This window comes from Kushneria konosiri, from assembly GCF_002155145.1.
Taxonomy (GTDB): domain Bacteria; phylum Pseudomonadota; class Gammaproteobacteria; order Pseudomonadales; family Halomonadaceae; genus Kushneria; species Kushneria konosiri.
Map to the genome: position 1 here is coordinate 1,158,038 of NZ_CP021323.1, position 13,590 is coordinate 1,171,627.

Below are 13,590 nucleotides of genomic sequence, written 5' to 3' on the forward strand. Positions count from 1 at the left end.
CCTCAACCCTTGACCGATCCCGACATCAGACCGCGCAGAAAGTATTTGCCCGCCAGGATGTAGACGATCAGCGTCGGCACCGCCGCCACCATCGCCGCCGCCATGTTGACGTTATACGCCTTCACACCCGTGGAACTGTTGACCAGATTGTTAAGTGCCACCGTGATCGGCGCGCTATCGCCGGAGGTAAAGGAGACGCCGAACAGAAAGTCGTTCCAGACATTGGTGAACTGCCAGATGATCGTCACCACGATGATCGGAATCGAGGCCGGCAGCAGAATGCGAAAAAAGATGGTGAAAAAGCCCGCACCATCGAGCTTGGCCGCGCGCACCAGCTCGTCGGGAAAGCTCTCGTAGAAGTTGCGAAAGAACAGCGTCGTAAAGCCGATCCCGTAGACGATGTGTACCAGCACCAGTCCGGTGGTGCTGTTGGCGATGTGCAGGATCCCCAGCACTCGCGCCATCGGCAGCAGGATGATCTGAAACGGAATGAAGCAGCTGAACAGAACTAACCCGAAAACGATCTTGTGGCCGCGAAAGCGCCACTTGGTCAGCACGTAACCGTTGAACGCCCCCAGAAGCCCCGAGATCAGCACCGCCGGCACCACGATCCTGATACTGTTGAAGAAATAGCCGTGCACGCCGCTGCACTCGAGACCGATGCAGGCACTGCCCCACGCCTCGCGCCATGGCGCGAAGGTCCAGGTCTCGGGCAGCGCCAGCATGTTGCCCTGATGAATCTCCTCAAGCGGCTTGAAGGAGGTCACCAGCATCACATAGAGCGGCATCAGATAGGCGATCGCAAACACGGCGAGCACGGCGTAGAGCAGCGCCCGGCCAAGGGTGTTGCGACGCGCCACGGTGGTAGCGGCACTCATGATCGAGGCTCCCTCAGTTCACTGTAGAGATAGGGGATGATCAGCGCGGCAATGACCGCCAGCATGAACACGGCGCTGGCCGCGGCGATGCCCATCTCGTTGCGCGAAAACGCATAGGAGTACATGAAGGTCGCCGGCACTGCGGTGGCATTGCCCGGGCCACCGCCGGTCATGGCCACGATCAGATCGAAGCTCTTGATCGCCAGATGCGCCAGCACCACGATCGCGCTCAGAAAGACCGGACGCAGCTGGGGAATAATGATGCGTAAATAGATTTTCCAGGTCGGCGCGCCGTCGATCTGGGCGGCCTTGATCATTTCGCCATCAATACCCCGAAGACCTGCCAGGAACATCGCCATGATAAAGCCGGTCGCCTGCCAGACGGCGGCGATCACGACGGTATAGATCGCCATTCTGGCGTCGATCAGCCAGTTGAAACTGAAACTCTCCCAGCCGAGCGAGTGCATGGTGCGCTCAAGCCCCAGTCCAGGATTGAGAAACCACTGCCAGGCCGTGCCGGTGACGATAAACGACAGCGCCATCGGATAGAGATAAATGGTTCGCAGCGCTCCCTCGGCGCGAATGCGCTGATCCAGCAAAATCGCCAGCAATAGCCCCAGAGCGGTGCAGGTCACGATATAGAGCAGCCCGAACACCCAGATGTTGTGCAGCGCAATGCCCCAGGTCCAGGAAGACCACAGCCGCGACCACTGCCGGGTACCGGCCCAGGTGTAGTCCGGCAGCATCCCCGAGTCGCTAAAGGAGATCCAGGTCGTCCAGAGAATGAAGCCGTAGACGAAAAAGAGCACCAGCACGAACGACGGCGCAAGCACAAGCCTTGGCAGCCAGTGCTGCAGGCGATCGCCGATGCCCCGCGAAGAGGGTGGTTTCGACATCGAAAACCTCGGGTCAGGATCATGGCCCCGCCGGGGATGGCGGGGCCGGATGCGTCACATCACTACTCGATCAGAACGACCGGACCAGAAACACGACGCGATCAGGAGCGTGCGCCCTGAACTGCCATGGCCAGCTGCTCGGCGGCCACGTCGCTGGGCATGTCGCTGTTGACGAACGAGGAGACGATGTCAAAAACCGCATTTTTCACGCTCGCAGGCGCAGCATAACCATGTGCCATGCTGCCCATCAGCGTGTTGCTCTCGGCAGCCGTTTTCACCTGCTCGTAACCGCGCTGGGCACAGGCATCCAGCTTGTCGGCGGCGAGGTCGGTACGCGCTGGCACCGAGCCCTTGAGCTGGCTGAAGGTGATCTGGAACTCCGGCGAGCCGATGATTTCGGCCATGGTGCGCTGCATCGCCTGCTGCTGTTTATCATCGGTCTTGAACATGATCATCAGATCGCTGTTGAAGGTCACCGCGTCCTGCGTGCCCGGCGTACGGAAGCACATGAAATCCTGCTCCGGCTTGAGCCCGGCATTGAGGAACTCGCCCTTGGCCCAGTCGCCCATGATCTGATAGAGCGCGTCACCATTGATGACCATCGCGGTGGCCAGGTTCCAGTCACGGCCCGGGGAGTTGTCATCCTTGTACTGCAAAAGCTCCCGGAAGCGATCAAACGACCTGATCATGGTGTCGGAATCAAGCGCTTCGGGGTCAAGATCGATCATGGCCTTGCGATAGAAGTCGGCACCGCCGGTGGCCAGCACCACGTTTTCAAACACGGTCGCGTCCTGCCACGGCTGTCCGCCGTAGGCCAGACCGGTATGACCAGCGTCCTGGGCCTTCTTCATCGAGGCCATGAACTCTTCCCAGGTGTTGGGCTGCTGGATGCCGAGCTCATCCATCATCGATTTGTTGGCCCACACCCAGTTGGTGGAGTGAATCTCGAACGGCGCGGCAATCCAGTGACCGTCGCTTTTGGCGAACTGCTGGATCGGCTGCGGGAAGACCTCATCCCAGTTGCCGGCCTTTGCCACGTCATCCAGCGAACTCAATGCATCGCGGTCAGCCCAGTCCTGAGCGTCGTAGCCCAATACCTGCGCCGCCGTAGGAGGATTGTTCGACGTGATACGCGAGCGCAGCACGGCCATCGCGTTGGTACCCGCACCGCCCGCGACCGGCATGTTCTTCCAGCCGATGCCGTCGTCGGCCAGCTGATCCTTGAGCGCGCCCAGGGCCTTGGCCTCACCGCCGGAGGTCCACCAGTTGAGTACTTCAACCTCGCCCTTGCCGGTGCTCTCCTGAGCGAAAGCCGTCGACGACAGCGCAACGGCCAGCGGTATTGCACCCGCCATCAGGTATTTATTGAGTCTTGTGATCATTGGGATGTCCCTTGTCTTGTTGTTGAGGCGGGTCGATATCGTGCTCGGGGGGACCCACGAGGTCGGGCGCAAACGTGGGCGGTAAAGAACTATTACTCAGGCATTAGCGGGTCACAATACAACCATCGACGCAGGGCCTTGAGCCGTCTCTCGCATCTCAGGGGCGATAAATGGCGGCAGGGTGACAAGCGCTGATGCCGTACTGGCTTTTATGCGTCGCCCATGGATGTGATCGGCCGGGCACCGTGGCATGATCACTCCCTTTCCCTGACATGGAGACATCATGGTGCAGCAGCCTCCCATCACCGCGCCGGCGCCCCTGGTCTGTTTTCAGGGCAACTGTGCCGGGCGCAACACCCTGGGCATGGCCGGCGCACTGGCGCTTGCTCGGCATCTGGCCCGGCATCTGGAGATTCCGCTTCAGACGCTCGGGGCGCCGGGGCGCGCGCTACCGGGCGGCTGGGAGCAGGTGCTGGAGGCCATTACACCCGATTTCATCTCGATGGGTCGCTATCTGGAAAAGAGCCTGATCACAGGGAAACACCCGGTACTGACCATGAGCCGCTGCGCCGGCGGACTGGCGACCCTGCCCGTGGTCGCGCGTCAGCACCCCGGCGCCTGCATTGTCTGGCTGGATGCTCACGGCGATCTCAACACACCACGGACGACCGGATCAGGCTATCTCGGCGGCATGGTGATTGCCGGGGCCGCCGGACTCTGGGACAGCGGTCTGGGCAGTGATCTGAGTCTGGATCAGGTGGTTCTGGCCGGCGCCCATCAGCTCGACCCCGACGAGCAGGCCCTGATCGATGATGGGCTGGTCTACCACCTGCCCCCTTCTGAATTGAGCGCCGAGACGCTACGCCAGGCCATCAACGGTCGCCCGGTCTATATCCACCTGGACTGCGACGTTCTCGATGCAGGCGTAGTGCCCACCGATTATCAGGTCGAAGGCGGACTCTCACCGGAGGCACTCGGTGCCTTGATGACCGCCCTGTGTGAAGAAAACGTCATCGGCATGGAGATTGCCGAGCTCGAATCCCACTGGCCAAACCAGTCGGAACCGGCCGATCTGACGACACTGGTCGAGATACTGGCGCCGCTGGCCAAAAGGCTCTTGTCCGTTGATGCACCATGCGCGCCCTGATCCACGACTTTGAAACGTCCGGCGGCCGGGCTCGCGACTGCGGCGTGGTACAGCTGGCCGTGCTGGGAGGCGAGCTGGAAAGCGACGGTGTTTTTGATCAACAGTGGCAGTCAAGCGAGTGCTATCACCCGGGCGGGCCGATCGATCCGGCGACCACTCGGGTGCATGGCTTTCATGACAGGGATGTCGCGCACTGCCCTGACTATCGCCATGCCATCCCGCAGGTCTATCGCGAGGCCGCCCGCCAGGGGTTTGATGCGCTGGTGATCGGCTACAGCAATACCGGTTTCGACAACGTGATCGCGCGCCGGCTGGGCTGTCGTCCAGGGCGCAGCCTGGATCTGTTCATTCCCGCCTATCGGCTCAAAAAGCGCGACGGTCTGGTAAGCGCTTCACTGGGCAACATGTATCGCGAACTGACCGGTGACGAACCGACCCACGCCCACGATGCGCTCTTTGATGTGACCATGACCGCAGCGCTGGTCCCGCCGCTGATGGCGCGCTTTGGTTTTACCGAATTTTCCCCCTTTCTCGACTGGGCCACCACCGGACAGCCCGTGCCCGGCATGCGTCTACGCCATGGCCCTGCACGCGGACACACCATCGAATCACTCGATGATGGCGCTCTGATCCAGGCGCTGACCGGCTGGCGCGGTGGCAGTATCGATGTGCTGGCCTCGCTCGAGGCTGAATACGCCAGACGTAGATTATCGAAAAAACCCATTCAGTCCCGTCTTTTCTAAAAAAGCTGTATTTATAGCAGCCCCTTCAAAAAAACAAAAAAATCTGTCCTATCGATAGCCTTACTTCTCTTATAAAGTTTACTATTCACAGTTTCTGAAGATAAACCATAAAGTTGCAACTGGTTTTTAACACTTGCCATAAGGACTTTCCCATGGCAATTTTCAAAGCTTATATTTTCGTCACCACTTTGAGGTAGCCATTTGTTCCTTTTAGGTGCATTTCTTGGCAGCCCAAAACAAATTGCTTTTTCTTTGACTCTCTGCGATCCGTATATTTGGCTTTCTATTTTTTCTCTAGCTCTATCTATTTTTATAGGCAACTTATGCCTTTTCTGCTTTATAGCTTCAATAACTATTGAAGAAGCCTCTTCATCGCTCAAGCTTAAAACTTCAGAAAGATGATCGCTTTGGCAAAAGTAATGCTCCATATCATTATAATCTGTCATAATTTCATAAATTATAGAACTATTCGCATTCTCAATTTCCAGCCACTCATTAAATCTATTTTTTTCGAAATTCACTTCACCTTCAGTTCTAAAATCTCTATCTCTATGTATCACTATAAAAACATTTTCTATCTTGTCAGATAGCAAAACTGCTAGTCTACGAGCAGCAGCAAGATTTTCACAGCCATTATATGACAAAAAAGCCACATTATCTTTGAACCCTGAACTTTCTAAGTACTCTCGAATAAAGAATTGATCTTTATCTTCCGTTAACAGGATTATTTTAGTTGTTTTCTCAAACAACGACTTTCCAAAACCAAGTGCTCCTATTTCTGTAAGAAGCGGTGTCAGCTTATCAGAAGAATTCTCAATTCTGGACCCACTATCCAACCAAACCAACGAGCAGTTATCATGGTTTTCGATAAGATTCATCAGATGAGGAGAATGAGTTGCAAGTATTATCTGAGTACTACCTTCTTTCGAAAGTTCGCTTAGTGCTAAAAACAGCTTATTCTGGCTGTCAGCGTGTAGATGAGCGTCTGGTTCATCTAACACCAACACTTTTGGCATAAAGAAACAAGCATATGCAAAAATCTGTATAACCTGTAAAACACCTGTCGCTGCTAAATCTATCGGTATTGAGTTACCTTTATTAGAAACGTAAACCTCGATGAAATGATCGACGTCTATGTCATAAGCAACTTCAACTTCCATTCCTGGATAGCAGGAATTCAAAAAGGCGTAAAACCTTCTCCTTTTTTCAGCGACATCGAACACGTGATAAAGAATAGATCTCAGATATAAATTTGAATCTCCATGCATAGCTAAATGGCGCAACGCGCCTTGTGTTTTAAGCTCTTCGCTCCGAGCCAAACCAGAAAGGCCGGGAACCAGTACCGAAAACATATTTATGTGGCTGCTCAAAGTATCTGCAAAAATTAAGCTTCCCTTTGTTGCTAAAGATAAATTAGCATTTTTTCCTCTTTTCACTTCTACGCTATATTCTAAACTGCTTTGTTCTTCATCTAACTCATATTCGAATTTTATAGAAAAACCCGTTTGTTGAGTCGCTGGAGCCCCTTTCTTTAAATCAAGAATATTTTTTGTAGGTCTATATGGCACATCTTCATTTGAAAGTGATTTAGCAAAGTCGGGGCTACCATTTTTTTATCTATACGTTTTCTAGCTCCTTGCATCAAAGAAGCTACTACCTGCACTGCTTGCAAAACACTACTTTTCCCGCTTCCATTTGCTCCAACAATACAAGTAATTGGCTTCGTTTCTATTTCCACAAAACTTATTTTCTTAAAATTTTCAACCTTTATTTTTTTTAAAGAGATGTTGGACATTTGGCACCATAAATATTTTATCTTAATAAGGATATTCTTATTAAAAATCGCTAAAAAAGGATAGCTTTTGGCTATCCCTTTAAACTAAAAAATCGTGCTTCTCTGATCAGATGTCCAGATTCGCGACCAGCGCGTTCTGCTCGATGAAGTCACGACGCGGCTCGACCTCATCACCCATCAGGGTATTGAACATCATGTCGGCGCCGATGGCGTCCTCGATGGTCACCCTGAGCATGCGGCGGCTGTCCGGGTCCATGGTGGTTTCCCACAGCTGATCCGGGTTCATCTCGCCCAGCCCCTTGTAGCGCTGAATGCTGAAGCCGCGACTGGCCTCGGCCATCAGCCAGGTGAGGATGTCATGGAAGTTCTCGACCGGCTTTGACCGCTCGCCGCGGGCAATGTAGGCGCCCTCTTCAAGCAGACCATCGAGTGCGCGGTTGAGTGCGACCATGGCGGCGTAATCGGCCGACTGGAAAAAGCCCAGACCCAGCGGATAATCGGTTTCCACACCATGGGCGCTCAACACCGCCGCCGGCAGATAGAGACCGCGCTCTTCGCTATACACCAGACGGAAGGTATAGCGCGGGCCGCCTTCATAGGCGATGCGCTCATCGAGATCCGCCTGCAGGGCATCAGACCAGCGCGTCATGGCCTCCTTGTCGGCCAGCATCTCTTCACTGACCGGGTCGGCGTAAATCAGACGCTTGAGCACGTCAGCCGGATAGACACGCGCCAGACGATCCAGACGGTCCATCACGTCACGATACTGGTGCACCAGCTTCTCGAGATGCTCGCCACCGATTCCCGGCGCATCAGCGTTGACGTGCAGCTGCGCACCGTCAAGGGCGGTGGTGGTCAGGTGCTGGATCAGCGCCGCCTCGTCCTTGAGATACATCTCGTTCTTGCCGCGCTTGATCTTGTACAGCGGCGGCTGGGCGATAAAGATGTGGCCACGCTCGATCAGCTCCGGCATCTGACGGAAGAAAAACGTCAACAGCAGGGTTCGAATGTGCGAGCCGTCGACATCGGCGTCGGTCATGATGATGACCGAGTGATAGCGCAGCTTGTCGGCGTTGAACTCTTCACGTCCGATGCCGCAGCCCAGCGCGGTAATCAGCGTGCCGACCTCGGCCGAGGAGAGCATCTTGTCAAAGCGCGCCTTCTCGACGTTGAGGATCTTGCCCTTGAGCGGCAGGATCGCCTGGGTACGACGATCACGCCCCTGCTTGGCACTGCCGCCGGCAGAGTCACCCTCGACCAGATAGAGCTCCGAGCGGGTCGGGTCCTTCTCCTGACAGTCGGCCAGCTTGCCGGGGAGCCCGGCAATATCGAGCGCGCCCTTGCGGCGTGTCATCTCACGTGCCTTGCGGGCGGCGTCGCGGGCGCGGGCGGCATCAATCATCTTGTTGACGATCGCCTTGGCGTCAGCGGGGTTTTCCAGCAGATAGTCGGAGAGCTGACGGCTCATCTCCTGCTCGACCGCCGTTTTCACCTCGGAGGAGACCAGCTTGTCCTTGGTCTGCGAGGAGAACTTCGGGTCGGGCACCTTGACCGAAATGATGGCGGTCAGACCTTCACGGGCATCATCACCGGAGGTCGCGACCTTGGATTTCTTCTGCAGCTCCTCGGCCTCGATGTAGCTGTTGAGGCTGCGAGTCAGCGCACCACGGAAACCCGCCATGTGCGTGCCGCCGTCGCGCTGCGGAATGTTGTTGGTGTAGCAGAAGATGTTTTCGCTGTAGCTGTCGTTCCACTGCATCGCCACTTCCACCACAATGCCATCCTCGCGTTCGGCATTGAAGTGAAACACCGGATTGATGGTGGTGCGATTGGCGTTGAGATGATCCACGAAGGCACGCAGACCGCCCTCATAGTGAAACAGCTCCTCGCGACCGTCACGCTCGTCGAGCAGACGAATCGCCACACCGGAGTTCAAAAAGGACAGTTCGCGCAGGCGCTTGGCCAGAATGTCGTAGTGAAACTCGATGTTGGCAAAGGTGTCTGCCGAGGGCTTGAAGTGGATCTGGGTGCCGGAACGCTCGGTATCGCCCACGATCGCCAGCGGCGACTGCGGCACACCGTGGTGATAGATCTGCTCGTGCACCTGGTTCTTGCGCCAGATGGTGAGCTTGAGCTGCTCGGAGAGTGCATTGACCACCGATACGCCCACGCCGTGCAGTCCGCCGGACACCTTGTAGGAGTTGTCGTCAAACTTGCCGCCGGCGTGGAGCACGGTCATGATCACTTCCGCCGCCGACACCCCTTCGGAGTGGATATCGGTCGGGATGCCACGGCCGTCATCGGAAACAGTCACGGACTCATCGGGGTGAATGACGACCCGGATTTCGCTGCAGTGGCCGGCCAGGGCCTCGTCGATCGAGTTGTCGACGATTTCAAACACCATGTGATGCAGGCCGGTGCCATCATCGGTATCGCCAATGTACATGCCCGGGCGCTTGCGTACCGCGTCCAGTCCTTTAAGAACCTTGATACTCGATGAGTCGTAAGCCTGTGGTTCGCTCATTGATGCTCCCGGGTCATCGTGCCGTCGGCATGTTTGCCAGACGACCCTGTTTCACGTGAAACCTTTTTACATCGGTATCGGCATGCCAGTGCCCTTCAAGCGAGGCAGGCTCGATACCGGTCAGAAAGGTCTGACAATTCATCTGTTCCAGCAGCCGACAAAAGGCGCGACGGTGCTGCTCGTCAAGTTCGGCGGCCAGATCATCGATCAGATAGAGGCAGCGGTGACGGTCTTCCTGATCAAGAAGACGCCCCTGCGCCAGTTTCATGGCGCTGACCACCAGTTTCTGCTGTCCTCTGGAAAGCACTTCGGACGCCGGATGGCGGCCCATGCGCAGACGCAGATCGGCGCGCTGAGGCCCCTGCTGGGTAAACTTCATCTGACGATCGGTCGCCACGCTCTCCAGCAGAATCTCTTCGAGCGGCCGGTTTTTATCCCAGCCTCGGTAGTAGCGCAGGGACAGCTCCGGCAGATCGATCAGCTCGGTTAGTGTTGCGTTGAACACATCATTAAAGCGCGCCATCCAGTCATTGCGCATGGCGTCCAGTCGATCGCTCCAGCGCGCCAGTTCGCGGCTCCAGAGGGCCAGCGACTGTTCATCAATTCTATCATGTCTGAGCAGCGCATTCCGATGTTTGAGCGCACGTCTTGCGCGGCGCCAGACATCGAAAAAATCGGGATAAACGTAAAATACGCCCCAGTCGAGAAACTCGCGCCGCGCAGCAGGTGCCCCTTCGATCAGCCGAAAGGCATCCGGGTTGATCAGTTGCATGGGAAGATGACGCGCCAGCTCGGCAATGCGGTCGATCTTCTCACCGGCCACCCGCACGTTGAGGCCATCACTGTCGCGACGTCGCTCCACGCCCAGCGGCAGTGCCGGATCGCCGGTCAGACGGCCAAACAGCGTCATGGCCTCCTGATCGTGAGTGATGGCATGCTTGAGCTGACGGGTACGAAACGAGCGCCCCATGCCCAGAATATGTAGACCTTCCAGCAGACTGGTCTTGCCGCTGCCGTTGTCGCCGAAGATCAGATTGACGTGCGCGCCCGGCTGCCAGGTTACGGCGGGCAGGTTGCGCAGTCCCTGAAAATGAAGATGATCAAGCGGCATGACGATCCCGAAGGGACGCGCGCCCGGCCGAAGCCGGGCGCTGACGTGGCAGACAGGCTGACAGATGGTTTGACAGGCGATGTTGCAAAAACGTCAGAGCCGCATCGGCATGACGACATACATGGCATCGCCGCCGCCGGGCGCTTCCAGCAGCGCACTGCTGTTGGGATCGGACAGCGTCAGCTGGACCTGATCGGTGTCCAGCACGCTGAGCACATCGATCAGATAGCCGACGTTAAAACCGATCTCCAGCGCGCTGCCGCTGTAGTCGATCGCCACGTTCTCTTCAGCCTCTTCCTGCTCGGGGTTATTGGCCAGCACTCGCAGGTTGCCCGCTTCCAGATTGAGGCGCACGCCACGGTACTTCTCGTTGGAGAGGATGGCGGTACGCGAGAGCACCTGACGCAGCTCGCCGCGCTGGGCCAGAATCTGCTTGTCGCCGCCCTTGGGAATGACCCGCTCGTAGTCGGGGAACTTGCCGTCGACCAGTCGCGAGGTAAAGGTGTAGGCCCCGGTGCGCACGCGCAGATGGCTGGCGCCCAGCATCAGCGTGATCGGCTCGTCGCTGTCATCGAGCAGACGCGAGAGCTCGACCACGCCCTTGCGCGGTAGAATCAGACGTTGCGGCTCCTCGAGCGAAATATCGGCACTGCGCGAGCAGACCGCCAGACGGTGGCCGTCGGTGGCCACGGTGCGAACCAGATGATCGCGCAGCTCGATGAGCATGCCGTTGAGATAATAGCGCACGTCCTGCTGCGCCATCGCAAAGCCGGTGGCATCGATGAGCTGCTTGAGCGTGCGGCGCGGCAGGGTCAGTTTGGTACTGCCCTGGCCTTCGTCGATGCTGGGAAATTCAGCGGCCGGCAGGGTCGACAGCGTAAAGCGTGAGCGTCCCGAACGCAGCAGTGCCCGGCCCTCTTCGATGGCCAGGGTAATCTCGGACTGATCGGGTAGCGACTTGCAGATGTCCATCAGCTTGCGGGCCGGCACGGTCACCGCACCGCTCTCCTCGACGCTCGAGGGCGCCACGCGACCGATCAGCTCGACCTCGAGATCGGTACCGGTCAGCGACAGCTCGTCATCGCTGACCGTTAATAAAACATTGGAGAGCACCGGCAGGGTCTGACGGCGCTCAACCACGCCCGCTACCAGCGATAGCGGGCGCAGCAGGGCTTCACGCAAAATGGAAAATTTCATGGGGCTCCACTCTTTTCAGGCTCTTGTTCCGGCCACAGTGTTGTCATGTCGATGACCGCTGATGATGTACGCGGCATGCGCCGAACGCTTGATCATCAGCTGGTCAGAAGACGCAGCAGGTTCTTGTAGTCTTCGCGGATATCGGAGTTTTCCTCACGCAGCTCCACCACCTTGCGACAGGCGTGCAGCACCGTGGTGTGGTCACGACCGCCAAAGGCATCGCCGATTTCAGGCAGACTGTGGTTGGTCAGCTCCTTGGCCAGCGCCATGGCGACCTGCCGCGGGCGGGCTACCGAGCGTGAGCGGCGCTTGGAGTGCAGATCGGCCACCTTGATCTTGTAGTACTCCGCCACGGTACGCTGGATATTATCCACACCGACCTGCTTGTCCTGCAGTGCCAGCAGATCCTTGAGCGACTCGCGGATGAACTCCTGGTTGATCGGCTGGCCCATGAAGTGGGAGTCGGCGATCACCTTCTTGAGCGCACCTTCCAGTTCACGAACGTTGGAGCGGATTTTCTGAGCGATGAAAAACGCCGCATCGTGCGGCAGATCCGCCTTCGCCTGCTCGGCCTTTTTCATGAGAATCGCCACGCGGGTTTCAAGCTCCGGCGGCTCGATGGCGACCGTCAGACCCCAGCCAAAACGCGATTTCAGACGCTCCTCGACCCCACTGATCTCCTTGGGGTAGCGATCCGAGGTCAGAATCATCTGCTGACCGCCTTCCAGCAGGGCATTAAAGGTATGGAAGAACTCCTCCTGGGAGCGCTCCTTGCCGGCAAAGAACTGGATGTCATCGATCAACAGCGCATCCACGCTGCGATAAAAGCGCTTGAAATCGTTGATGGCGTTGAGCTGCAACGCCTTGACCATGTCGGCCACGAAGCGCTCGGAATGCAGATAGACCACCCGGGCGTTATCACGAAGGCCGGCCAGGTGATTGCCCACTGCGTGCATCAAATGCGTTTTACCCAGCCCCACGCCGCCATACAGAAACAGCGGGTTATAGGCACCACCGGGATTTTCGGCCACCTGGCGCGACGCGGCCCGCGCCAGCTGGTTGGATTTACCTTCGACAAAGGTTTCGAAGGTAAAGCCCGGGTTGAGCCCGCTTTGATGGCGGATGCTGCCCTCGACCTGCACCTGGCGTTCGCCGCTGTCGCTGCGCCGTCCGCCCGTGGTATTGCCCGAAGGCGGCGCCGCAGGAATTTCGCGCTCGTCCTGATAGTCGCCGCGCGGAGAAGTCGGCGGCGAGGGCGGCATGGGCGCCGAGGACGTTCGTGTCACGCCCGCAGACCAGCTCTCCGGTGCCGGCTGCCCGGCACCGGACTGCGGCGCGGCGCTGCCTGACTCGCCGGAGGCGGCAGGCTTCGGCGCAGGATTGGACACGGTTCGGCGGCTACCGATATCCAGCGAGACCTTGGGCGGACGGCCCTGGGCCAGTTCGCGCATCAGTTCGTTAATGCGCTTTAAATACTTGTCATTGACCCAGTCACGCACAAAGCGATTGGGGGCCAGCAGGGAGAGTTCGTGGTCACTGGAACCGCTTTCGGCCTGCAGGGGACGGATCCAGGTGTTGAACTGCTGAGAGCTCAATTCATCCTGTAAATAGTCAAGACATTGCTGCCAGAGAGCGATGGACACACGCGACCTCTATTGATGGTGAGTCTTGCAAATGGGGCGATAGTGTAACGCCCGTGCACCAGGTTATCCACACCGTGATGGCGCGCCAAACCTCCTGTGGGTAACCTTGTGCTCGCTGTTCTGGCCTCTCAGCTTCGCACGGCGGGCCCTGAAAAAAAGATGCGATCGCCTTGTGCACAAAGTTATGCACAAAATGATCGTTTTCTTGCGTGGATAAAAATTGCACGTCTTCGTTGAATTCTCTAGAATCCCGGCTCTTGACCCCCGTGCGCCT

The 13,590-nt window shown here is 57.4% G+C and carries 11 protein-coding genes; 2 read left to right on the plus strand and 9 right to left on the minus strand.

The annotated features are described in order from the left end of the window. Window positions 1-2: 2 nt before the first annotated feature. The 3 genes from B9G99_RS05425 to B9G99_RS05435 form a co-directional block, all read right to left on the minus strand. A complete protein-coding gene (locus B9G99_RS05425; protein WP_086621088.1) occupies window positions 3-878 on the minus strand; it encodes a carbohydrate ABC transporter permease in 876 nt (291 codons plus the stop codon). Then, window positions 875-1,774: a carbohydrate ABC transporter permease gene (locus tag B9G99_RS05430; RefSeq protein ID WP_086621089.1), complete on the minus strand. Its 900-nt coding sequence runs from the start codon at window positions 1,772-1,774 to the stop codon at window positions 875-877. Before B9G99_RS05430 ends, B9G99_RS05425 begins: the two co-directional genes overlap by 4 nt. 101 nt (window positions 1,775-1,875) lie before the next feature. Next, window positions 1,876-3,156 carry an ABC transporter substrate-binding protein gene (locus B9G99_RS05435; RefSeq protein WP_227875945.1) on the minus strand — a complete coding sequence of 427 codons (1,281 nt, stop codon included), beginning with the start codon at window positions 3,154-3,156 and terminating at the stop codon, window positions 1,876-1,878. 283 nt (window positions 3,157-3,439) lie between these two features. On the opposite strand from B9G99_RS05435, the gene B9G99_RS05440 reads away from it, so the two are divergent. Together B9G99_RS05440 and B9G99_RS05445 are read left to right on the plus strand one after the other, a co-directional pair. Further along, window positions 3,440-4,303, plus strand: a complete 864-nt coding sequence (locus tag B9G99_RS05440) for an arginase family protein (RefSeq protein WP_227875946.1) — start codon at window positions 3,440-3,442, stop codon at window positions 4,301-4,303. Beyond that, complete coding sequence (locus B9G99_RS05445; RefSeq protein WP_086621090.1) at window positions 4,291-5,046, plus strand: 3'-5' exonuclease; 756 nt, start codon at window positions 4,291-4,293, stop codon at window positions 5,044-5,046. The genes B9G99_RS05440 and B9G99_RS05445 overlap by 13 nt, the downstream gene beginning before the upstream one ends. Before the next feature lie 11 nt (window positions 5,047-5,057). Here B9G99_RS05445 and B9G99_RS05450 read toward each other — a convergent pair whose 3' ends face one another. The 6 genes from B9G99_RS05450 to dnaA form a co-directional block, all read right to left on the minus strand. After that, the gene (locus tag B9G99_RS05450; protein WP_148663911.1) at window positions 5,058-6,614 is read right to left on the minus strand and encodes an ATP-dependent nuclease; all 1,557 of its coding nucleotides are present in this window, start codon (window positions 6,612-6,614) and stop codon (window positions 5,058-5,060) included. Next, entirely contained in the window at window positions 6,578-6,841 is a 264-nt protein-coding gene (locus B9G99_RS05455) for an AAA family ATPase (protein WP_086621092.1), read from the minus strand. The genes B9G99_RS05450 and B9G99_RS05455 overlap by 37 nt, the downstream gene beginning before the upstream one ends. Before the next feature lie 106 nt (window positions 6,842-6,947). Then, window positions 6,948-9,365, minus strand: coding sequence for a DNA topoisomerase (ATP-hydrolyzing) subunit B (gene gyrB, locus B9G99_RS05460; protein ID WP_086621093.1), 2,418 nt, complete (start codon window positions 9,363-9,365; stop codon window positions 6,948-6,950). 13 nt (window positions 9,366-9,378) lie between these two features. Next, entirely contained in the window at window positions 9,379-10,476 is a 1,098-nt protein-coding gene (recF, locus tag B9G99_RS05465; protein ID WP_086621094.1) for a DNA replication/repair protein RecF, read from the minus strand. A gap of 93 nt (window positions 10,477-10,569) precedes the next feature. Next, window positions 10,570-11,673, minus strand: coding sequence for a DNA polymerase III subunit beta (gene dnaN / locus B9G99_RS05470; RefSeq protein WP_086621095.1), 1,104 nt, complete (start codon window positions 11,671-11,673; stop codon window positions 10,570-10,572). A gap of 95 nt (window positions 11,674-11,768) precedes the next feature. Continuing rightward, window positions 11,769-13,316, minus strand: coding sequence for a chromosomal replication initiator protein DnaA (gene dnaA, locus B9G99_RS05475; protein WP_086621096.1), 1,548 nt, complete (start codon window positions 13,314-13,316; stop codon window positions 11,769-11,771). Window positions 13,317-13,590 lie beyond the last annotated feature (274 nt).

What these genes read in the sequence shown, in the direction of transcription:
- B9G99_RS05425 (WP_086621088.1), bottom strand. Translation starts at nt 878, where the DNA reads ATGAGTGCCGCTACCACCGTGGCGCGTCGCAACACCCTTGGCCGGGCG.
- B9G99_RS05430 (WP_086621089.1), bottom strand. Translation starts at nt 1,774, where the DNA reads ATGTCGAAACCACCCTCTTCGCGGGGCATCGGCGATCGCCTGCAGCAC.
- B9G99_RS05435 (WP_227875945.1), bottom strand. Translation starts at nt 3,156, where the DNA reads ATGATCACAAGACTCAATAAATACCTGATGGCGGGTGCAATACCGCTG.
- B9G99_RS05440 (WP_227875946.1), top strand. Translation starts at nt 3,440, where the DNA reads ATGGTGCAGCAGCCTCCCATCACCGCGCCGGCGCCCCTGGTCTGTTTT.
- B9G99_RS05445 (WP_086621090.1), top strand. Translation starts at nt 4,291, where the DNA reads ATGCGCGCCCTGATCCACGACTTTGAAACGTCCGGCGGCCGGGCTCGC.
- B9G99_RS05455 (WP_086621092.1), bottom strand. Translation starts at nt 6,841, where the DNA reads ATGTCCAACATCTCTTTAAAAAAAATAAAGGTTGAAAATTTTAAGAAA.
- gyrB (WP_086621093.1), bottom strand. Translation starts at nt 9,365, where the DNA reads ATGAGCGAACCACAGGCTTACGACTCATCGAGTATCAAGGTTCTTAAA.
- recF (WP_086621094.1), bottom strand. Translation starts at nt 10,476, where the DNA reads ATGCCGCTTGATCATCTTCATTTTCAGGGACTGCGCAACCTGCCCGCC.
- dnaN (WP_086621095.1), bottom strand. Translation starts at nt 11,673, where the DNA reads ATGAAATTTTCCATTTTGCGTGAAGCCCTGCTGCGCCCGCTATCGCTG.